Genomic DNA, 21,970 nt, shown 5'->3' on the forward strand with positions numbered 1-21,970 from the left:
ATGCATTTGCCATGGCTTGAAGGCCTTTTTAAGCAGCTAGCGCAAAGCTTTGCACAGCAACGCTTTCATCATGCACAATTATTTAATGGTGATAAAGGTGTAGGCAAACAACGTTTAGTCGATTCGCTTGCCGATGGCTTACTATGTGCGTCACCTATAAACTTAAAAGCCTGTGGTAATTGCAAAAGTTGTCAACTGAATCAAGCGGGTACCCATCCAGATAAACGTGTTGTTAAAGTAGAGGGGCAGACGATAGGGGTTGATGAAATTCGTTTAATAAGTGACTTTATCAATCATTCAGCCGCTCAAAACGGTAATAAAGTTGTGGTACTTGAACAATGTCACAAAATGACCACTGCAGCGGCTAACGCCTTATTAAAAACTCTTGAAGAGCCTAGTCTACGCCGCTATTTATTATTAACGTGTGAGCAAACGGCATTATTACCAGCAACTATTTTAAGTCGCTGTGCAGTTCATGAAATAAAAGTTAACCCAGAATATACAACACAATGGTTAGCTCTTTTAAATATCCCTAATTATTCATGGTTAGAATTATTCGCTAGGCAACCACTGCTTGTTGAGCAGTGGCAAAATGATAATCAACTTGAGGCAATCGATTCACTTTTTAAATTTGCAACTGAGATAAAAGACAGCCATAATTTCAGTGCGTTAGTCGACATCCTTAATAAAGACCATAGCTTGGTTAATGTATTTGCGTTGTTTTTAACAGAGCATCTCAAGACGCAATTGGTGTTAGGAATGGACTTTTTCAATTATCAGAAAGCACAATCTGCAATCTCAGAGTTTCTTTATAATAGCTCACATGTGCTTGGCTTGAATATGGAACTAGCCATTTCGCAACTAGCGTTTACTTTACGGGAAAGCCAAAATTAGGAAGTATCGTGCAAGAATTATTAGTAGATATTGAAGACTTAGAAGAATTATATCGCTGTTACATGCCTTATTTAAAAAATGGTGGTTTATTTGTTCGCACTAATATGCGTTTTGAAATGGGCCATTCATTAGCTCTAAAAGTCACCTTACCAGATGCACTAGAAGATGATGTAGTAACGGGGAAAGTTGCTTGGATAACACCACAAGGTGCACAAAGCTCAAACCCACCAGGTATTGGTGTTAACTTTATCGATGATAAAACCAATTTGAATGCTAAAATCGAAAAACTACTCGGTACTATGTTAAACTCAGGCAATCCGACCTATACCATGTAATAAAAGTAGTACCATGATTGTAGATTCTCATTGCCATTTAGATCGCCTAGATTTCGATAAACTCGACCTAAACTTAGACCAAGTACTTGATAACGCCCGCGCAAAGAAAGTTGAACACTTCTTGTGTGTCAGTGTGACCTTAGATCAATTCCCAAGTATGCTGGATAAAATACAAAACTATCCAGATGTTTCTGCATCATGTGGTGTTCATCCACTTGATCAAAAAGACGCACTGGATAAACAAAAGCTCATCGACCTAGCTAGTCACGACAAAGTAGTAGCAATTGGTGAAACTGGGCTTGATTACTATTACTCAAAAGACACACATATTGTTCAGCAAGAAAGTTTTGTTGGTCATATTGACGTTGCTAATGAGCTTAATAAGCCACTAATTATCCATACTCGTGATGCCAGAGAAGACACCATCAATTTAATGCGCGCTCACAATGCGGAAAACTGTGGTGGTGTATTGCATTGCTTTACAGAAAACTGGGAAATGGCCAAAAAAGCCATCGATATGGGCTTTTATATTTCGATTTCGGGCATTGTTACATTTAAAAATGCCGTAGAGTTAAAAGACGTTGTAAAGCAAATTCCGCTAGATCGCTTACTAATCGAAACAGACTCACCGTATTTAGCACCTGTGCCATATCGTGGTAAAACAAATCAACCAGCCTATGTTGAAGATGTCGCTTACTACATTGCCGAGTTAAAAGGGCTTACTTTTAACGAATTAGCTGAAGCAACAACCAACAACTTTTACTCGTTGTTCAATCAAGCTAAAAGGGCGTAATAGTGTACGGCGTATCGAATTTACCTCAGTTAGTAATGGGGCCAATGGTACGCCGAGCAGATGCAGGGCGAGTGTGCTTTCAATTTGTTACATCTAGGCCTTGCCAATACCGAATAGAGTTTAGCGGTGTTGAGACATTCTCGAATTTAGAGTCAATCCAATTAGGGCTCCATCTTCACTTAAATTTTATCAATGTAATGCCCGCCAGCGGCCAGTTTGCAGTTGATTCACTGATCTACTATTCGTTACATGATGAAGATAAAAGCCTTGATTTGTCGTCTTACTGCTATGAACGAGCAGAATCTCCTGCATTTGTGATCCCAAATAGACTCGATAGAATTCTGCATGGCTCGTGTCGTAACCCTCATCACCCTGCAAAAGACAGCCTTGTTGCTGCAGATAATTGGCAAAATGATCAGCGCCAGTCACTTAATGCAGGTGCTGACCTATTATTGTTATCTGGCGACCAAATATATGCGGATGATGTAGCCGGGCCAATGCTGCTCGCGATCGAAAAAGTAATTAGCCTATTTGGTGTGTTTCAAGAGCCAGCGCTTGATTTAGATTTACCAGCAGGATTTGAGCAGCAACTTTACCAGCGCCATTTACACTTACCCAAAGTACCTTGGCAGAAACGGAGTAAATTTGGTGTTGGTTATTGGCTTAAAAAAGATGAGCCACACTTCTCAAGCTTAAAAGCTGAAAACCACTTAATTCATTTTCAAGAATTTATAGCGCTTTATTTATTAAACTTCAGCGCTGTTACTTGGCAGCTAATTGATTTTGAATCAATTGAATGCCCAGCATTAGCCCCTAAATACGCAAATCTTTTTAAACTCGAAAAGGACGCACTGGTTGGCTTTGCAAAGGGTCTTCAAAGCGTTGAAAGGTTATTCGCCAATGTGTCGACATTAATGATGTTTGACGATCATGATGTCACCGATGATTGGAACTTAACCGCGGGTTGGGAGCAAGCTATTTATCAGCACCCATCTAGCCGTCGCATTGTAAATAATGGCCTAATTAGTTATTGGTTAATGCAGGGGATTGGTAATGACGCAGGTGATAACTCGCTGTCATTATTACCCAGTTTTAAACAAAGCCTGCAGCAACAGAGCTGGAATTTTAAAGACTTTGATAAGCTAATACTCAATTTTAACCATTGGCATTACGAGCTTAATACCATTCCTAAAGTTGTAGTACTCGATACCCGAACGCACCGATGGCGTAATGAACAAAATTTCAATGAGCCATCAGGTTTACTTGATTGGGAAAGGCTCACTGAATTAGAAGAAAGCTTATTGTCTCACGATAAAGTGATTATCGTATCTCCAGCTCCGGTATTCGGTGTGAAATCAATTGAAGCAATCCAAGCGATTTTTAATTTTTGCGGGCAGCCATTGTTGGTTGATGTTGAAAACTGGATGGCTCACGAAGGATCGGCAAAAAAATTGCTCGATACATTTCGCCGTGAAGACACACCAAAGGAAACCCTGATCCTCTCTGGTGATGTACATTACTCATTTTGCTTTTCAGTGCAAAAGCGCTTTGGTAAACATAAAAACCGTATTTGGCAGTTGACTGCCAGTGGCATTAAAAATGAATTCCCTCGTAAGCTTATTAATATCCTCGATAAGCTAGACTCAATTTTGTATGCCCCGAAAAGCCCACTTAACTTTTTTACTAAACGTTGGCAGATGGAAGTTGATAAACATCAAACCATAGGAGAAGGGCAAAAGTATTTGGTCAGTAATGCGGCTATCAGCTTAATTGAGCTCAACGATGGTTTACTCGCTAAATATGAACTGATCCACGCTGACAACCAAATTACTGAATTCGATTTAAACGATAATTAATCGAATGCTTTGCGGTTCGCCTCAACATAGTCGGCAACATTACTTACCGTATCTAACCAAAAACCATTTTTAGGGTCTTGTAGATAAACAATAAGCTGCTCTAGTACTTTACTGTCGGTGGTGTACTGATCTCGCTTACCTATATTGTGGCCTGCAAGAATGATCCAGCTATTGTTGCTTCGGTGTTGCTCTATGGTTTTTTTGATCTCAGCGAATGTTTGCCCATCAATGGGTAAACTAGTTAACTGCGAAAAGTCAGTAAAGTTTGGATTATTCGCTGTTTCATCAAGCCAAGTTCTACCGGTTTTAAAATGCTTGGCTATTAATGGGACATAGCTTCTTGTATTGGCACCACGCCCAACAAAAGTATTTCCACAAGGGTATGCAAAAGCGGTTGGTGTCACGTTAAGTGTGGCTTTTATGTAATCCTGTCCTTTAAGGATATCTTGCTCCATTTCTTTTAATGTAACTTGTTCAAGTGATACGCCGAGTTCACGAAGCCATTCAAAGTTACCCGTACACAAATGGCTTGCCGTATGATTAGCAATTTCGTGACCTGTTTTAACTGCCATTTGCCACTTTTCAACACGTTCTTTTACGTTAAAAGGAGATACATAAAATGTCGCTTTTACTTGGTACTTGTTTAAAAGCGCTAAACCGGTATCGACTTGGCTATGTCTTGCATCATCAAAAGTGATACTGACGGCATTTTTAGCCTTATTAGGGTAGTCAAAGCCTAGGTAGTCATTGCTTTTTGCCAGAGTTTGGCTGCTTATTAAAAGTGGTAGTACGACGCACAGGGGTTTAAGCATAATCAATCCTTTATCATTGTTTTTACAATGAAATCAAAAAGGGTGATGCTTTACTATGCGACTTTTGAATAAAAAACGCCCAGAACGAATCCGCATTGTTCTGGGCTTAGGGGGTGGCTCGTGCGAGCCTGCGCTAACTATAAAAAAACACCTTCTAAATTCAGTAGGGAGAAGTAGAAAGTACTTTTAAGTGTAGTTAATCAGCAGGAAATTGCACGGTAAATGTACAAATTTTATACTAGTTTAAAATCAGTCTGTTACGGCTTTTTACCTAAATTAGTACCTTATTTATACAGTCATTATGCGCAACTTATACCCAAGTTATCAACTGAGCATTTTGGACTAAATCACGAGGTAGTGAGTTTTTAATTTTATTCTTTTGCCACTTGCCAAGGCCTACAGGGCATCCACATAACATTAAGATCACTTCACCATTATCTTGGGTTGGTTTTTCGAGTCGAATATCTTTACCGTTAAAGTAATCGTTTGCTTGTGCTTGTGTCATCTCAAAGGTGTTTTTATCGCATTTTTGTCCAAATACAGTGGCAAATTCATGAGCTAAGCGAACTCCGCCTTTGTGAATAACACCAAGCTGGATCCCTAATCGGGAGTATTTAATTTTATCTTGCAGTTCATTAAAGCGATCAGGGAATAACCAAAGCTCTTTATCACGTTGCATTAAATTCCCTGGTAGTGATTTTAGACCGAACTGTTTTTTAATTGTTTGCATAAACGCTTGGCTTTGTTTTTTATCAAACTCAGCAAACGGAAATGCGCCTTTTTTAACTTTTTGATTTGGGTTATCGCTTGACGCTATTTTCTTAAATTTAGCGATGAAGAAACCTTCACTGTCGTAAGTTTGCGGCCAAACATGCAAATAACCTTCGCTGGTTGTTGCTTTCTCTGCACCATCAAAAAGGCTATCAAGCGATTGTACTTCGATGCAATCAGGAAATTCTGCTAATAAATACTCGCACACTTGTTGGTTTTCAAGTGGTGTTAAAGTGCAGGTCGAATAAACTAATGTGCCGCCAGGTTTTAAGGCATAAAAGGCACTTTTGATAAGGGCTTTTTGTACAGCAGCAATATCAATATTAGACTCGATTGACCAATTCTTTAGGGCATCTGCATCTTTACGAACCGTGCCTTCACCTGAACACGGGGCGTCTAGCAAAATACTGTCGAAGCACTCATACATGTAATCCCCGAATATGACACCGTCAAAATGTGATAAAGCACAATTACCTACGCCCATACGTTTGAGGGTTGCTGCTAATACTTTTAAGCGTGACGATGACAACTCATTGGCCACTAACACGCCATTATTATCCATCATGGCAGCGATTTGTGATGTTTTCGAGCCCGGAGCTGAAGCCATATCAAGTACAGCATCGCTTTGTTTAACTTCGGCTCTCAGTGCAACCGGCGGCAGCATTGAGCTGGCTTCTTGCACATACATAGCGCCACTTAAGTGTAAATCGGTATTACCGATTGCAAGGGCCGCTTCTTCGTCACTTGGACGTGTTAGCCAGAAGCCTTCTTCGCACCATGGGATCGCTGTTAACTCCCATCCTTTATTGGCACATTGATGCTGAAATTCTGCGACTGACATTTTTAATGTATTTACGCGAACAGATCGTCTAAGTGGGCGTCGACAGGCTGCAATAAAGTCGTCTAATGATAAATGTTCAGGAAGGTAGCTTTTAACATCATCAATAAATGAGTCAGGGATATAAGTATTAGCGTCCACTAAATGGCTCTCACGTCACGTAATAATTGGTAGATCATACCATTTATAGCGCTTTCATGGGATATTTTTAGCTTGTTCAGGTTAATGTTGAAGTGTCGACAAATTGGCAATATAAATGTTGTTTATAGCCATTATTTTTGACAAATATCATTTTATGTCGACATTTTGGTGGTTTTTTAGTCTATTTTGCTGATCTCGAGGTTGACACTTTTCATGTTAGAGCGCATAGTGAACTTACAAATTGTCGACAATCCTAATTTAGTACTTTGATAGACTTATTTATGACAGAGCAAAAAGCCAACGATAACTACAACGATATCACGATCACAACTGCATCAGACCAAGTGTTTGTCGACATGCGTCGTGAAATTGTACAAGGCACCATTGAGCAGGGTAGCAAAATTTCTGAGCCAGAATTAGCGAAACGCTATGGTGTAAGTCGTGCCACCTTAAGAGAGGCATTAAATCGTTTAGAAAGCTGTTATTTGGTAGAGCGTAAAGCGAATGTCGGTTGTCGTGTTGTAGCACTGACTGCTGAGCGTTTAATCGAAGTATATCAGGTACGTAGTGCTCTAGAAGGGCTGGCTTGTCGGTTAGCTGCCGACAACATGGAACCTGAAGAAGTGCAGGGTTTAAAGCAGTTATTGAACCAGCATTTACAAACACAGCGTGTAAAAGAAGGTGAATCATACTACCAAGAAGCGGGCGACCTTGATTTTCATTATCGCATTATTAAAGGCTCTAAAAACGCGCACCTAATTCATCTTTTATGTAATGAGTTGTACCAGTTAATTCGTATGTACCGTGTACAAATGGGTATGGTTGGGCCACGTGTATCAAAAGCATTTGATGAACACTTGGCAATTATCAATGCTATTGAAAACCATGACGGGGAATTAGCAGAAATGCTTATGAAGCGCCACATAAGTGCGTCTCAGGCAAATATTCAGACTAAGTTTGACTTACTAGCAGCAAAAAAACAGTAGTGCAGTCGTTAAACAGTCATAATTTAGATTTAAAAATTAGATTCAGCCAAAGAGCTGAAACCGTTCAAAGATAGGAGTTATCCAATGTCAGCAGGATTAAAGTTCAAACAGGCAATCGCAAACAATAAGCCACTACAAGTGGTTGGCACCGTCAATGCGTACTGCGCAATGATGGCAGAAAAAACAGGTCACCAAGCACTTTACCTCTCAGGTGCAGGTGTTGCTAACGCATCATACGGCATGCCAGATTTAGGTATGACAAGCTTAGATAACGTACTTGAAGATATTCGTCGAATTACCAGCGCTACCGACTTACCACTTCTAGTTGATGCTGATACAGGCTGGGGTGGTGCATTTAATATTGCACGCACAGTGAAAGAAATGACTAAGGCAGGTGCTGCAGGTTTCCATATTGAAGACCAAGTTGCACAAAAACGTTGTGGTCATCGCCCTAATAAAGAAATCGTGTCAAAAGATGAAATGGTTGACCGTATTAAAGCTGCGGTAGATGCGAAAACTGATAGCGATTTTTACATCATGGCACGTACTGATGCATTCCAAAAAGAAGGTTTAAATGCGGCCATTGACCGCGCTGCTGCATGTGTTGAAGCAGGTGCCGACGCAATCTTTGCAGAAGCTGTGCATGATTTAGCCGACTACCAAGCATTTGCTAAAGCGTTAAATGTTCCAATTCTTGCGAACATCACTGAGTTTGGCCAGACACCGCTATATACAGCTGAGCAATTAAGCGAAGTGGGTGTTGAAATTGTACTTTATCCACTAAGTGCATTTAGAGCTATGAACAAAGCTGCACTTAATGTGTATTCGTCTATTCTTAGCGAAGGCTCGCAACAAAGCCAAGTAGACAACATGCAAACACGTGCGGAATTATATGAGTTTTTAGATTATCACTCATATGAAAACACACTAGATAATCTTTTCTCAGCTAAAAAATCATAACGACAACATATAAGGAGAACACTCATGGTAGATAAAGCATTAGGCGGCGCAGGTTTACGTGGTCAAGTAGCAGGTGAAACAGCACTGTGTACAGTAGGTAAATCAGGTTCAGGTTTAACATATTGTGGTTATGATATTAGCGAATTAGCAGAGAAAGCACAGTTTGAAGAAGTATCTTTTTTATTGTCGCGTGGTGAATTACCAACAGAGTCTGAGCTTACAGAATATAAAGCAAAGCTAAAATCACTACGTGGTTTACCAGATGCACTAAAAACAGTGCTTGAGAACATTCCTAAAGACGCGCACCCAATGGATGTAATGCGTACTGGTTGTTCAATGCTAGGTAACCTAGAAATGGAGCATGATTTCTCTGAGGCGAATGATGCGATTGACCGCCTAGTTGCCGTATTCCCAAGTATTATTTGTTATTGGTATCGCTTTAGCCATGACGGCGTTCGGATTGAAACTGAGACTGATGATGATTCGGTAGGCGCACATTTCTTAAATTTATTGCACGATAAAGCGCCATCGGCATTATTTGAGCAAGTAATGAATGTCTCATTAATTCTATACGCAGAGCATGAGTTCAATGCATCGACATTTACAGCGCGTGTATGTGCATCAACATTGTCAGATATTCACTCTTGTGTAACGGGGGCTATTGGTAGCTTACGTGGTCCATTACATGGTGGTGCTAACGAAGCGGCTATGGATATGATTGAAGGCTTTACAAGTGCAGATCAAGCTGAAGAGGCGCTAATGGGTATGCTTGAACGTAAAGACAAGATTATGGGCTTTGGTCACGCTATTTACCGTGAATCAGATCCACGTAACGTGATCATCAAAAAATGGTCTGAAAAACTGGCTGCCGAAGTGGGTGATGATGTTCTCTATCCTGTCTCTGTTCGCTGTGAAGAAGTTATGTGGCGTGAAAAGAAATTATTCTGTAATGCTGATTTCTTCCATGCATCTGCGTATCACTTCATGGGTATTCCAACTAAGTTATTTACGCCAATTTTCGTGATGAGTCGTGTAACTGGTTGGACTGCACACGTGAAAGAGCAACGTGCTAATAACCGTATTATTCGCCCAAGTGCTGATTATACGGGACCAGAAGCGCGAAGCTATACGCCAATTTCAGAGCGCTAATCGTTAATTAAATCAGTGATAGGGGTAGCTTAGCTGCCCCTTTATGAAGGGGCGTAAGAATAATAAAAATAATCAGCCCACCTTTATTCACCGTCACCAAGTACAAGTAGAATCATCATGAATACAAATTTTAGAAAACCATTAGCAGGCACTGGGGTCGATTATTTTGATACTCGCGCTGCTGTTGATGCAATTAAACCGGGCAGCTATGCCACACTTCCTTATACATCACGTGTCCTTGCCGAAAACTTAGTGCGTCGTTGTGAACCTGAAATGCTTAATGATGCACTTTCGCAATTGATTGAAAGAAAACGTGATTTAGACTTTCCATGGTTTCCTGCACGCGTAGTATGTCACGATATCTTAGGTCAAACAGCGTTAGTTGATTTAGCCGGCCTTCGTGATGCGATTGCTGCAAAAGGGGGAGATCCTGCAAAAGTAAATCCTGTGGTACCAACTCAGTTAATTGTTGATCATTCATTAGCTGTTGAACACGCAGGTTTTGAGCCAGATGCCTTCGAAAAAAACCGTGCTATTGAAGACCGTCGGAACGATGACCGATTCCACTTTATTAATTGGACGAAAACAGCATTTAAAAATATTGATGTGATACCGCCGGGTAACGGCATTATGCATCAAATTAATTTAGAGAAAATGTCGCCTGTGATCCAAAAACGTGACGGTGTGGCTTTCCCAGATACACTGGTTGGTACAGATAGCCATACACCAATGGTGGATGCACTAGGTGTTATTGCAGTTGGTGTAGGTGGTCTTGAAGCTGAAAGCGTGATGCTTGGCCGCGCATCTTACATGCGTTTACCTGATATTGTGGGGGTTGAGCTGACAGGTAAACCACAACCGGGTATTACTGCAACCGATATTGTATTAGCGATCACCGAATTTTTACGCAATGAAAAAGTCGTTTCGACCTATCTTGAATTTTATGGTGAAGGTGCCGAGGCACTGACACTGGGTGATAGAGCAACTATCTCAAATATGACACCAGAGTTTGGTGCAACTGCTGCGATGTTCTACATCGATGACAATACGCTTGATTACCTACGTTTGACTGGCCGTGAAGAAGAGCAAGTTAAGCTAGTCGAAATCTATGCAAAAGAAACTGGTCTTTGGAGTGATAGTCTAAAAACGGCAGAATATGAGCGTGTATTAACCTTTGATTTGTCATCTGTAGGTCGAAATATTGCGGGTCCATCTAATCCACATCGCCGTGTTGCAACCAGCGAACTTGATAAAGCGGGTATTACTGGTGTTGTTGAAAATGAAGAAGGCTTAATGCCTGATGGCGCGTGTATTATCGCAGCAATTACAAGCTGTACAAATACAAGTAACCCACGCAACGTTATTGCTGCAGGTTTACTTGCACGTAATGCCAACGCCAAAGGTTTAACCCGTAAGCCATGGGTTAAAACATCACTGGCACCGGGCTCTAAAGCGGTGAAATCTTACCTAGAAGAAGCTAATTTGTTACCTGAGCTTGAACAACTTGGCTTTGGTATTGTTGCCTTTGCATGTACGACGTGTAACGGCATGAGCGGTGCGCTAGATCCAAAAATTCAGCAAGAAGTAATTGACCGTGACTTATACGCAACAGCTGTACTTTCGGGTAACCGTAATTTTGATGGTCGTATTCATCCATATGCAAAACAAGCATTCTTAGCTTCACCGCCACTGGTTGTTGCTTATGCCATTGCTGGTACTATTCGTTTTGATATCGAAAAAGATGTATTAGGGCATGATCAGGAAGGTAACGAAATTCGCCTAATGGATTTATGGCCAAGCGATGAAGAAATTGATGCAGTGATCAAACAAAGTGTTAAACCTGAGCAGTTTAAAAAGGTCTATGAGCCAATGTTCGACTTAAGTGTTGATTATGGCGAAGACAACGATCCGCTTTATCAATGGCGTCCACAAAGTACTTATATTCGTCGACCACCATATTGGGAGGGGGCGTTAGCAGGTGAGCGTTCTCTTACTGATATGCGTGCATTAGCCGTACTAGGCGACAACATCACCACTGACCACTTATCGCCTTCAAATGCGATTTTAGCGTCAAGTGCTGCTGGTGAGTACCTAGCTAAAATGGGCCTTCCTGAAGAAGATTTTAACTCGTATGCTACTCACCGAGGCGACCATTTAACAGCGCAACGCGCTACATTCGCCAACCCTAAGTTACTGAATGAAATGGTTAAAGAGAATGGTGAAGTAAAGCAAGGTTCATACGCTCGCATTGAACCAGAAGGTAAAGTGACTCGTATGTGGGAAGCAATCGAAACCTACATGCAGCGTAAACAACCGCTTATCATTGTGGCAGGTGCCGATTATGGCCAAGGCTCATCACGTGACTGGGCAGCTAAAGGTGTACGCCTTGCAGGTGTTCAAGTTATTGCAGCCGAAGGTTTTGAACGTATTCACCGCACTAACCTGATTGGTATGGGCGTATTACCGCTAGAATTTAAAGCCGGCACGACACGAACTACATTAGGTATTGATGGTAGTGAGACCTTTAGCGTGAAAGGTGAGCCAACACCTGGAGCTACGCTTACACTTGTTATTACACGTGCTAACGGTGAAACTGAAGAAGTACCTATGACTTGTCGTTTAGATACCGCTGAAGAAGTATCAATCTATTCAGCAGGGGGCGTGCTGCAACGTTTCGCGCAAGATTTCTTAGAATCTGAGGAGCACTAAACTATGACGTTTAAACCACAAATAAAGGTGCCAGCAACCTATATGCGTGGCGGTACCAGTAAAGGGGTGTTCTTTAACTTAACTGATTTACCTGAGCCTGCCCAAGTGGCAGGTGAAGCACGCGACAACTTGTTATTACGTGTGATTGGTAGCCCTGATCCTTACCAAAAACAAACTGACGGTATGGGTGGTGCAACCTCAAGTACGAGCAAAACTGTAATTTTATCGAAAAGTGATAAACCTAACCACGATGTTGATTATTTATTTGGTCAAGTTGCTATCGATAGAGCGTTCGTTGATTGGAGTGGTAACTGCGGTAATTTAACCTCAGCAGTAGGGGCTTTTGCAGTATCTAATGGTCTTGTAGATGCCAGTAAAATTCTTGAAAATGGCATTGTTGAAGTTAAAGTATGGCAAGTCAATATAAGTAAAACCATAATAGTACATGTGCCAATTACCAATGGCGAAGTGCAAGAAACCGGTGATTTTGAGCTTGATGGCGTGACATTTCCTGCTGCAGAAGTAAAACTTGAATTTATGGACCCAGCAGACGGTGAAGGCGCATTATTTCCAACAGGTAATTTAGTTGATGAACTTGAAGTTCCGGGTATTGGTATGTTGTCTGCGACGATGATCAATGCGGGTATCCCAACTGTGTTCATCAACGCCAGTGAAGTTGGCTATGATGGTACAGAGCTGCAAGAAGCAATAAACGGTGATGCATCGGCACTTGAAAAGTTAGAAACGATTCGCGCCTACGGGGCGTTGAAAATGGGGCTAATTTCTCATCTTGATGAAGCTAAAGCTCGCCAACATACACCAAAAGTAGCATGGGTTGCACCGGCAAAAACCTATCATGCATCAAGCGGTAAAGTTGTCAGTGATACTGATATTGATTTAGTGGTACGCGCTATGTCGATGGGTAAATTGCACCATGCCATGATGGGCACGGCTGCTGTTGCAATAGGTACCGCTGCTGCCATTCCTGGTACCTTGGTGAACCTTGCTGCAGGTGGTGGTGAGCGTCAGGAGGTAAACTTTGGTCACCCTTCTGGCACATTAAAAGTGGGTGCTGCTGCAACACTTGTTGATGGTAATTGGCAAGTTACCAAAGCAAGTATGAGTCGAAGTGCTCGAGTGCTTATGGAAGGGTGGGTTAGAGTGCCGCAATAGAGCACAATACTTTCAAAATAAAGCGGCGTTTACGCCGCTTTATCGTTTGCGTAGCATTGTTGTTTCATACCTTGTATAAACTCGTCAAACTTGCCGCTGGCTTGCATCAACTCAATTTCATCATTTAAGTCTTTTAAAACCTTTTGCCAGTGTGGTGTTGATTTACTGACAGAATAATACAGTGGTTTGTATTCAAGTTTAGGTTCTAGCGCTACGAGTGATTCTAGCATTTGCTGTTTACCACTCATTGATAATTCAGACTTATATATGCTTGCTTTTAGTACCTCAAGGTCTGCCACAATCAAGCTGACTCGATTACTTAGTAAGAGGTGGATTAACTGGTATTCATTATTTGCGACGATTGTATCGATCTCTTTATTATCAATCATGGCATCTAATTCTTTGGTGTTTTTATATGAACGGACCACACCAATAGGTAGGTCTTTTACTGAATTTAAATCACCATTAAATGGAATTTGATTTCCTTTTAATGCAACGAATGATAAATAACCTCCAGGAATAGCATGACTCAAAGCGAGTAAATCGTTGCGGGTTTTGTTGAGAAAATTATCAGATACCACATTGTCTTCGATGAAGTATTCCGGAAAGAGAATGTCAGCTCGGCCTAATTCCGCCTCTCTAACAGCACGTGCCCAAGGGTAAAAACTAATATGTACGCCATAGCCTTTCTCTAATAGGGAGCCCACTGTGAATTGGAATAACCAACCTTTGTTACATAGGTTTTCATCAATATAGGGAGGCCAATCTAAGGTTACTAGTTTTAAAACATGATTTGCATCTAGGTTATAACCATAACCACCGTTAAAACGAACAGCTTCTTCAGTCGCTATTTCGCCATTTTTTTGAAAGCTGACAGCCGTTAGGCCTGCAAAGGCTTGAAATGAAGCAAATAATAAAAATACGGTCAGTAGTTTCATAAATTGTCTAAGTTTTTGTTATTTAAATAAAGCTTAGTCTTTTGTAGTAAATATACAACCAATTAACTGTAACATTATTTACTAGGCTAGTGCGTTTTACGATCACTGCACACATAAATGGGCTAGAATGACAAAACAATCAATTTGTATTATGATATTATCTACAGGGTTTTTTGCAGCTTAAGGACAACAATAATGATAAAATCAAGTATCTATATTTCACTGCTAGTAAGCTCTTTGCTTGCTCACGCACAACTACCGCTTAGTCTTACAAGTCCTGATGGACAATTAACAGTCAAGCTTGAAGAACAGCAAAACCAAATTGTTTATAGTGTAACTTATGGCAAGCAAGTATTTTTGGAACCATCTCAGCTTGGTTTAAATACTAACCTTGGCGACCTTTCACAAAGTTTAAAATATAAGAGCCATACAACGGCTTCTATAAAAGAGAGTTATAAGCTGCATAATGCAAAGGCGAGTGAAATAAACTACACCGCGAACACCTTAAAAGTACAGTTTGAAAACAAAGATGGTAGAGTGCTTGGTGTGCAGTTTAATGTTTCTGATCACGATGTTGCATTTCGTTACCAAGTCACGGGTGTTGAAACAGATACCCGAATCAAGGTGCTATCTGAATATAGTGCTTTTAATTTACCCGACGATGCAACTACATTTATTAGCCCGCAAGCCTTACCTGAAACAGGCTGGATGCAAACAAAACCAAGTTACGAAGAGCCTTACACCTTTAATGAAGCTCTTGGTACACCGTCAGCGAATGGCGTGGGGTATACCTTTCCTGCTTTATTTAAAAATAGCGATAAAGGTTGGCTTTTAATTTCTGAAACTGGTGTAGATAGCCATTATGTAGGCTCAAAATTGAGCGAAGGCACGAAAGACGGTATTTATCGAGTTTCATTTCCTCAAGCCGGTGAGAATAATGGTATTGGAGCAACCTACGCAGCTATGTCTATGCCTGCAATGACTCCTTGGCGTACTATTACTTTAGGGACCAGTTTAAAGCCTATTGTTGAGTCAACAGTCGCATTTGATCTGGTTAAACCGCTTTATCAAGCAAATCAAGAATATACTATGGGGCGCTCAACATGGAGCTGGATCGTATGGCAAGATCCAAGTATTAACTATGACGACCAAGTAAAATTTATAGATCTCGCTGCATCTCTAAATTTTGAATATGTATTAATCGATAGTGGTTGGGATCAAAACATTGGTCGTGACAGAATGGCTAAATTAGTCGAATACGCCAATAGTAAAGGCGTTGATGTTATATTGTGGTACAACTCAAATGGCTGGTGGAATGATGCACCACAAACACCAAAGAATAGAATGAATACCGCGCCTATAAGAAGAAATGAAATGGCTTGGCTACAAAGCATTGGCGTTAAAGGCCTTAAAGTTGACTTTTTTGGTGGCGACAAACAAGAAACTATCAAACTTTATGAAAATATTTTAACGGATGCTAATCAGTACGGTTTAGTGATCACTTTTCACGGCAGTACCATTCCGCGTGGTTGGGAAAGAATGTATCCTAACTTCGTCACATCTGAAGCAGTTCTAGCATCGGAGAACCTTGTTTTTCATCAAAATTCGTTAGATTTACATGCCTATAACGCGACAATTTTACCGTTCACCCGTAATGCTATTGGCGCTATGGATTTTGCCCCAGTGTTTTTAAACAAGCGCTTATCTCAAGATCAAACAGTCGGCACTATTCGTAAAACCACAGATACATTTGAACTGGCAACAGGTGTGCTTTATCAATCACCTGTGCAACATTTTGGCCTGACGCCAAATAACCTTGCAGAACAACCTCAATTTGTTATTGATACTTTAAAGGCGATGCCAACGGTATGGGATGAAACACGTTATATCGCTGGCCAGCCAGGTCAAGATGCAACTATCGCAAGGCGTCATCAGCAAACATGGTGGGTAGCAGCTGTGAATGGTGAAAATAAAGCCAAAACATTAGATATCGATTTGCCTATGTTAGCGGGCAAAAAAATCACCATGTTGTTTGATAAAAAAGATGGCAGTGCTGGTATCAAGAAAGTAAAAGTGAGTAACAGTGGTAAGTTGAGCTTAAACTTATTAGCCCAAGGTGGCGCACTGATAATTGGTCGCTAAATGTAAGTTTATAGGTGATGAAAAAAGCCAAGTATAGAAAAGCGAGCAGGTTGCTCGCTTTTTTATACCTCTATTTGCCTTGTTAAATTAGACGTGGGTCACAGAGAGCAGGGATGCGCTAATAAACTGAGCTACAGGATATTTTAAATAAGAAAAAATAGAATTGGTACAACCGAGTGGATTCGAACTACCGACCCTTGGACCGGGCCATTAAGAGTGGTAGTGCGCTAACTAACTGAGTTACAGAATATTTAAACTAAGGAAATTAGAATTGGTACAACCGAGTGGATTCGAACCACCGACCTTTGGACCGGGTCATAGAGAGTGGTAGTGCTCTAATCAACTGAGCTACGGGATATTTTAAATAAGGAAAAATAGAATTGGTACGACCGAGTGGATTCGAACCACCGAATTTGGAGCGGGTCGTAGAGAGCGGTAGCGCTCTAACCAACTGAGCTACGGTCGTACTGAAATAAAAATCAAGATTGCTACAACCGAGTAGATTTGAACTATTGACCTTTGGACCGGGCCATAGAGAGCGGTAGTGCGCTAACCAACTGAGTTACGGAATATTTTAAATAAGGAAAAATAGAATTGGTACGACCGAGTGGATTCGAACCACCGACCTCTACCATGTCAAGGTAGCGCTCTAACCAACTGAGCTACGGTCGTACTGAAATAAAAATCAAGATTGGTACAACCGAGTGGATTCGAACCACCGACCTTTGGACAGGGCCATTAAGAGTGGTAGTGCTCTTTCCTTTAGTTATACCTAAATCATGGTACAACCGAGTGGATTCGAACCACCGACCCCTACCATGTCAAGGTAGTGCTCTAACCAACTGAGCTACGGTTGTATTTTGATTTGAATAGTTGTTAGCGTGGCTAAACAACGGAGGCTAATATATAGCGACTAGTTGTGTGAATCAAGCAGCTTTAGCTATTTTTGTGCTAAGTGCTGGTTTTTTATTCATAACGGACTAATTTCGCACGCTCGATAGAAATCTTGCCACCAAGCAACATGGCTTTTAGCAGATTGTTTAAGGCGGTGTAAAATTGCGTCATTACTTTCGCTATCCACAAAATGGTCCATTTCAGTGTCACGCCATATTTGATGATAAAGCGGTTGTAGGGTTTCTAATCTACCCACCAAGAATGATTGATAAGGTTGTAATTGCTCTAAATAGAATTTTTTAAATACATTACTTAGCGTTTGTGCCTTTTGTTTATTCTTATTGGCAGGGCAGAGATCATCTTTTGAGTACTGCATAAGTTGTTGTGTTAATTGCTGATTGTAATGTGTTTGCGCGCGTGCCGCCGATATTAACAACTTGTTATATTTAAAACGGTTTAACACTTCTAATTGGCTAATGATTTGCTCTGGGTCTATATCGTTTATTCTACCGGTATTAATTTTATTGTTTAATTTAGCAATCTGCTCCATCGCGCTCACGGTTTCACTAAAACCTGCTGAGTTTTCATCGATGTATGTCGAACTTAGCTGCCAGCTTTGTTTAAATTCGCTTTCGTTTAGCAGCATAGCTTTAAAGTAGTTAGGAAGGTTTGCTTGTTTTTGTGCGGCAGTAAGTTTTATTTTTTCAAACAATTCATCTTGTTTTTCAAAGCTTTCTAAACACTCATTTGCGCTTTGTAAAAATTTAATCTGATAACTTAGAATATTAGCGGGTGTTGCCGTTTTACCAAGCTGGTTATTATGCTCAGCGATGAGTGTAGATAGCTTACACTGTCGTAACTGTGCAAGCTCGAGCATGCCAATAGTTGCTTTTTCATCGTTATCATAAGCGAAATGCTTAACGTTCAGTGTACTCGGTTTAGATAGCTTAAAACTATCAGTTTTGAGCACGTTTTCTAATCTTTGTGCGTAGGTGTGATTTACATCGCCCGAAGAGGGTGTGCAGGCAATAAGTGCCGTGCACGCTATTGCGATAATAGAATTTACAAGGCTATTGGTTTTGCAAAAAAGGTGCATGTTTAAATCGCCTATGAACAGTGAACATCAACATAATTGCAGCGGCACTTAAACCCACAATAATACCTATCCAAAAGCCATGAGGGCCCATCGCTGGAACAATTAAATCTGTACGAGCAAGTACGAAGCCAAGCGCAAAGCCGATCAACCAATACGATACAAAGGTGATATAACCAATTGGTGCCGTGTATTTTAACCCTCGTAAAATACCATTGGCAGAAACTTGCAATGCATCAGGTAATTGATAGATGCAAGCTAACACCATTATTGAAGAAGCAAGAGCCAATACTTCAGGGTTGTCAGAATACAATTGGCTAATAATATCTCGCGCAAAGAAGGTCACACTTGCCAGCATAAAAGCGATTATCGCCGCTAAAATATAACTGGTATTAACAGCATTTCTTAACTGTTGATAATGTTGTTGGCCAAATAGGTTACCTATTCGTATGCTAATTGCAATTGAGAGGCTCAACGGCATCATAAACAGTAATGTAGTAACACTTGCTGCAATTTGATGACCCGCAACGGCAACTGCTCCCAGATGCGCTATAAACAGCGGAATACAAGCGAATAAGGTTACTTCAAAAAACGTGGCCAAAGAAATTGGGATACCTACTTTGGTTATGGTCCATAAAGTCGCAGGTTTAGGTCCGGTAAAATTTGCTAACAATGCTTTGGCATCAACCTTTTTACTAAAGTGACAATAAACAACCTGAGTTAGCGCCATTGCTGTAAATACTAGTGCGGTGGCAATACCACAGCCAGCGCCACCATAGGCTTGAAAACCTAACTTACCATGTATAAACACGTAATTTGCTGGAATATTTACCGCTAAACCAATTAAGCTAATGTAAAAAGCAGGTTTGGTCATACCCATACCTTCAGTAATATTGCGATATACACTGAAAAGTAAAAAACCGAAAATCCCCCATTTAACAAAATGAATATATTGCTCGGCTAAATGGGTAATAGACTGTGAGGTATCAAGTTGAACAAGCACGGTATCAGCAAGGCTTGCTAGCCCTAAACCAATAATAGCGAGTATTAGGGCAAGATATAATCCTTGTTGAAAGTAGTGGCTAATACCTTGTTTATCATTTGAGCCAGCAAACTGCGCAATAATGCCAGTTAAAGCCAATAAAATGCCCTGCAGTGCGAGCATTAACGGATTCCAAATACCCGTTGCAATAGAGAGCGCCGCCAAGTCCGTTGCACTTACTTGGCCTGCCATCACGGTATCAACAACCGTCATTAAAATAAGCGTTACTTGTGCCAAAAATACTGGAATGGCTAACGAAATTAACCTTTTGGCTTCCCAACTACAAAAAGACATAATTTACACGACTAAATAAACAGGCAGCCATTGTAATCTATTCATAGATCAATAAAAATCGCAGTTATCTATTTAATGAAGAAAAGAGAAAGCGATGTTCACTGGAATTGTGCAAACGCAAGCTGTTGTGGTTAAGGCTAATAATCAAGGTGGTGTGCTAAGGCTATCATTAAAAGTAGGGCAGCAATTTGCTAAAAATCTGAATATTGGTGCAAGCATTGCCGTTAATGGCTGCTGTTTAACCGTCGTTAAGTTTGACTCTGACTCCCTTGGTAGCTGTGTTATTGATTTTGATGTGATTGATGAAACATTAAAGTTGACCAACCTAGGTATGTTAACTTTAAATGATACGGTGAATTTTGAGCGCTCAGTGACCTTTGGTACTGAACTGGGAGGCCATATCGTGTCGGGCCACATTCATTGTATGGCCGAAATACTGTCAATTAACCACCTTCAAGATAACTGTAAAATGCAATTATCATTAGCAAAAGAGTGGCAAAAATACGTGTTGTATAAGGGATTTGTGAGTGTTAACGGTGCAAGCCTCACCGTAGGTGAAGTAGATGAGCTGGGCTTTTGGCTGCACTTGATCCCAGAAACACTGGCTATTACCAATCTAGATAACTATTGCGAAGGCGATAAGTTAAATATTGAAGTCGATCAGCAAACTTATACCATTATTAATACGGTCGAAAATTATCTAGAGCAACAAGCAAAATAAGTATAGATATATAAAACGAGCAAATTAAAAAATTTGCTCGTCATCGCTATCGACATGTAACTCAAGTTTATTGTGTGCGTAATCTATATGCATATTCAAATGGATAGGGTTGCAGCATGCACTGCAATCTTCATAATAGTCTTGGTCACCGTCGCTAGCATCAAGTGCCACATGAATGTGGTGACCACAATGAGGGCATGAAATCCGTTGTGTGTAATGGTCTTTCATCAGCTTTTACCTTAATCAGGCATGCCTGAGTTCGTTAAATTGCAATCTGAATTAAACTCTAAAACATAAAAAATGAATGTAGATTTAATCAGATTGGTATAACTCACTAACCGAATTGTTTATAAGCGTAGTGCTACAACAAACGGCTAGCATCTTTGTTTATACGCCTTATAAGATAAATATAGTCACGTTTAGTAGTTTATGACATCCATTTTACAGTGATTTCGCGGTTATTTTAGTAGCTGCTGAATATGTTGTTTTGCTTCAGTAAGATAGTGCCCGGCAAATATGTTGGCATTATTGAGCATTGGGTATAGTTGGTAAATAGCTCTACGATGCTCGTAACCTACCTGCAGTGGGTAGATATCGTTATAGGCATCATAAAAGCTATCGGGGAGTGGGGCATAAAGCTCGCTCGTTGCAATATCGCATTCCCGATCACCATAATAACAAGCAGGGTCAAACACACTAGGTACATTATTATAAAAGCCCATATTCCGGCGCCAAAAATCACCGTGTAATAATGAAGGCTCAACAACATGGCTATGCAGAGCATCTTTAACAAAGGCAATAAAGGTATCTTGATCGACAAGCTCTATGCCTTTTTCTTGTAATAGCTGTAATTGCCAACCTATTCGTTCTTCAGCAAAAAATACATCCCATTTTTTGTGCCAGCGATTAGGTTGTAGAGTTGAGCCAAGAAAGTTGTCGTTATCGAAGCCGAACATGGCTTGAGTATGTTTTTGGTGCAAATTGGCAAGATACTCACCCATTTCATGCCAATTAGTATTATTATGAGGCTGTTTATCAAGCTCTAACCATTCAAGCACCATAAATGAAAACTCTATGTTGCAACCTGTTGTTATGCAATCTGGGATCATATATAGGCTTTCTTGAGTTAAAAGCTTAAGGTTCAAGGCTTCGCATTCTAAGCGCTCAAGATCACTCAAATGAGCTACTTTCACAAAGAAGTGATGTAAATCATCACCAATTTGGAAGTATCTGTCGTTATTTGGCGATTTTAATTGGCGTTTAAAGGTATGCTTAAAATCAAAATGCATCGCTTGGCTAATCTGTTCATTCACTGAATTCCACATAATTTTGTTCGCCTTTTAACCATATAGTTAAACTATGGCAAAAAGACGATGAATTAACAAACCCATAGCGTTAATATTATTAAAGTTTATCGAAGTATTTATGA

18 protein-coding genes and 3 tRNA genes are annotated in these 21,970 nt (G+C 40.5%); 11 read left to right on the forward strand and 10 right to left on the reverse strand.

Translation table 11 applies throughout. From position 1 onward, the window contains the following. Genes J3455_RS10980 through J3455_RS10995 form a run of 4 tightly spaced genes read left to right on the forward strand, consistent with a single transcriptional unit; the run spans position 1 to position 3,878 of the window. Entirely contained in the window at positions 1-894 is an 894-nt protein-coding gene (locus tag J3455_RS10980) for a DNA polymerase III subunit (protein WP_349561721.1), read from the forward strand. Positions 895-902: 8 nt separating this feature from the next. After that, positions 903-1,229, forward strand: coding sequence for a PilZ domain-containing protein (locus J3455_RS10985; RefSeq protein ID WP_054554720.1), 327 nt, complete (start codon positions 903-905; stop codon positions 1,227-1,229). Positions 1,230-1,242: 13 nt separating this feature from the next. Beyond that, positions 1,243-2,022 carry a TatD family hydrolase gene (locus tag J3455_RS10990; RefSeq protein WP_130051607.1) on the forward strand — a complete coding sequence of 260 codons (780 nt, stop codon included), beginning with the start codon at positions 1,243-1,245 and terminating at the stop codon, positions 2,020-2,022. 35 nt (positions 2,023-2,057) lie between these two features. Further along, positions 2,058-3,878, forward strand: a complete 1,821-nt coding sequence (locus J3455_RS10995; RefSeq protein ID WP_178927471.1) for an alkaline phosphatase D family protein — start codon at positions 2,058-2,060, stop codon at positions 3,876-3,878. On the opposite strand, the gene J3455_RS11000 is transcribed toward J3455_RS10995, so the two are convergent. Further along, on the reverse strand, positions 3,875-4,690 hold the full coding sequence (locus J3455_RS11000; protein WP_167657737.1) for a polysaccharide deacetylase family protein: 816 nt from the start codon (positions 4,688-4,690) through the stop codon (positions 3,875-3,877). The genes J3455_RS10995 and J3455_RS11000 overlap by 4 nt on opposite strands. Before the next feature lie 310 nt (positions 4,691-5,000). Beyond that, positions 5,001-6,440, reverse strand: coding sequence for a 16S rRNA (cytosine(1407)-C(5))-methyltransferase RsmF (gene rsmF / locus J3455_RS11005; RefSeq protein WP_130051605.1), 1,440 nt, complete (start codon positions 6,438-6,440; stop codon positions 5,001-5,003). 281 nt (positions 6,441-6,721) lie between these two features. Here rsmF and J3455_RS11010 point away from each other — a divergent pair, with 281 nt between their 5' ends. The 5 genes from J3455_RS11010 to prpF all read left to right on the forward strand — a co-directional run bounded on the left by J3455_RS11010 (position 6,722) and on the right by prpF (position 13,417). Then, positions 6,722-7,426: a GntR family transcriptional regulator gene (locus J3455_RS11010; protein WP_130051604.1), complete on the forward strand. Its 705-nt coding sequence runs from the start codon at positions 6,722-6,724 to the stop codon at positions 7,424-7,426. Between the two features lie 84 nt (positions 7,427-7,510). After that, positions 7,511-8,386 (forward strand): methylisocitrate lyase, encoded by an 876-nt coding sequence (prpB, locus tag J3455_RS11015; RefSeq protein WP_130051603.1) that lies wholly within the window; start codon positions 7,511-7,513, stop codon positions 8,384-8,386. 24 nt (positions 8,387-8,410) lie between these two features. Further along, on the forward strand, positions 8,411-9,535 hold the full coding sequence (gene prpC, locus J3455_RS11020; RefSeq protein ID WP_130051602.1) for a bifunctional 2-methylcitrate synthase/citrate synthase: 1,125 nt from the start codon (positions 8,411-8,413) through the stop codon (positions 9,533-9,535). A 117-nt stretch (positions 9,536-9,652) separates the two neighbouring features. Next, a complete protein-coding gene (gene acnD, locus J3455_RS11025) occupies positions 9,653-12,244 on the forward strand; it encodes a Fe/S-dependent 2-methylisocitrate dehydratase AcnD (RefSeq protein WP_239977270.1) in 2,592 nt (863 codons plus the stop codon). A 3-nt stretch (positions 12,245-12,247) separates the two neighbouring features. Then, on the forward strand, positions 12,248-13,417 hold the full coding sequence (gene prpF / locus J3455_RS11030) for a 2-methylaconitate cis-trans isomerase PrpF (protein ID WP_349561723.1): 1,170 nt from the start codon (positions 12,248-12,250) through the stop codon (positions 13,415-13,417). A gap of 29 nt (positions 13,418-13,446) precedes the next feature. Here prpF and J3455_RS11035 read toward each other — a convergent pair whose 3' ends face one another. Then, entirely contained in the window at positions 13,447-14,355 is a 909-nt protein-coding gene (locus J3455_RS11035; RefSeq protein ID WP_349561724.1) for a substrate-binding periplasmic protein, read from the reverse strand. A 195-nt stretch (positions 14,356-14,550) separates the two neighbouring features. Here J3455_RS11035 and J3455_RS11040 point away from each other — a divergent pair, with 195 nt between their 5' ends. Then, the gene (locus tag J3455_RS11040; protein WP_349561725.1) at positions 14,551-16,497 is read left to right on the forward strand and encodes a glycoside hydrolase family 97 protein; all 1,947 of its coding nucleotides are present in this window, start codon (positions 14,551-14,553) and stop codon (positions 16,495-16,497) included. A 381-nt stretch (positions 16,498-16,878) separates the two neighbouring features. Here the strand turns inward: J3455_RS11040 and J3455_RS11045 are convergent. The 5 genes from J3455_RS11045 to J3455_RS11065 all read right to left on the reverse strand — a co-directional run bounded on the left by J3455_RS11045 (position 16,879) and on the right by J3455_RS11065 (position 19,820). Continuing rightward, positions 16,879-16,963, reverse strand: a tRNA-OTHER gene (locus tag J3455_RS11045). 129 nt (positions 16,964-17,092) lie between these two features. Then, a tRNA-Val gene (locus tag J3455_RS11050) sits at positions 17,093-17,169 on the reverse strand. Positions 17,170-17,277: 108 nt separating this feature from the next. Further along, positions 17,278-17,354, reverse strand: a tRNA-Val gene (locus J3455_RS11055). A gap of 113 nt (positions 17,355-17,467) precedes the next feature. Beyond that, the gene (locus J3455_RS11060; protein WP_256854447.1) at positions 17,468-18,487 is read right to left on the reverse strand and encodes a DUF3080 family protein; all 1,020 of its coding nucleotides are present in this window, start codon (positions 18,485-18,487) and stop codon (positions 17,468-17,470) included. Further along, positions 18,462-19,820, reverse strand: coding sequence for an MATE family efflux transporter (locus J3455_RS11065; RefSeq protein ID WP_167657732.1), 1,359 nt, complete (start codon positions 19,818-19,820; stop codon positions 18,462-18,464). Before J3455_RS11065 ends, J3455_RS11060 begins: the two co-directional genes overlap by 26 nt. 94 nt (positions 19,821-19,914) lie before the next feature. On the opposite strand from J3455_RS11065, the gene J3455_RS11070 reads away from it, so the two are divergent. Continuing rightward, the gene (locus J3455_RS11070) at positions 19,915-20,541 is read left to right on the forward strand and encodes a riboflavin synthase subunit alpha (RefSeq protein WP_349561727.1); all 627 of its coding nucleotides are present in this window, start codon (positions 19,915-19,917) and stop codon (positions 20,539-20,541) included. A 24-nt stretch (positions 20,542-20,565) separates the two neighbouring features. Here J3455_RS11070 and J3455_RS11075 read toward each other — a convergent pair whose 3' ends face one another. Together J3455_RS11075 and J3455_RS11080 are read right to left on the reverse strand one after the other, a co-directional pair. Continuing rightward, entirely contained in the window at positions 20,566-20,769 is a 204-nt protein-coding gene (locus tag J3455_RS11075; RefSeq protein WP_130051594.1) for a CPXCG motif-containing cysteine-rich protein, read from the reverse strand. 230 nt (positions 20,770-20,999) lie between these two features. Then, positions 21,000-21,866 carry a fructosamine kinase family protein gene (locus tag J3455_RS11080; protein WP_349561728.1) on the reverse strand — a complete coding sequence of 289 codons (867 nt, stop codon included), beginning with the start codon at positions 21,864-21,866 and terminating at the stop codon, positions 21,000-21,002. Positions 21,867-21,970 lie beyond the last annotated feature (104 nt).

It is taken from the genome of Pseudoalteromonas sp. NFXS39, from assembly GCF_040148775.1.
In the GTDB taxonomy this organism is placed as follows: domain Bacteria; phylum Pseudomonadota; class Gammaproteobacteria; order Enterobacterales; family Alteromonadaceae; genus Pseudoalteromonas; species Pseudoalteromonas apostichopi.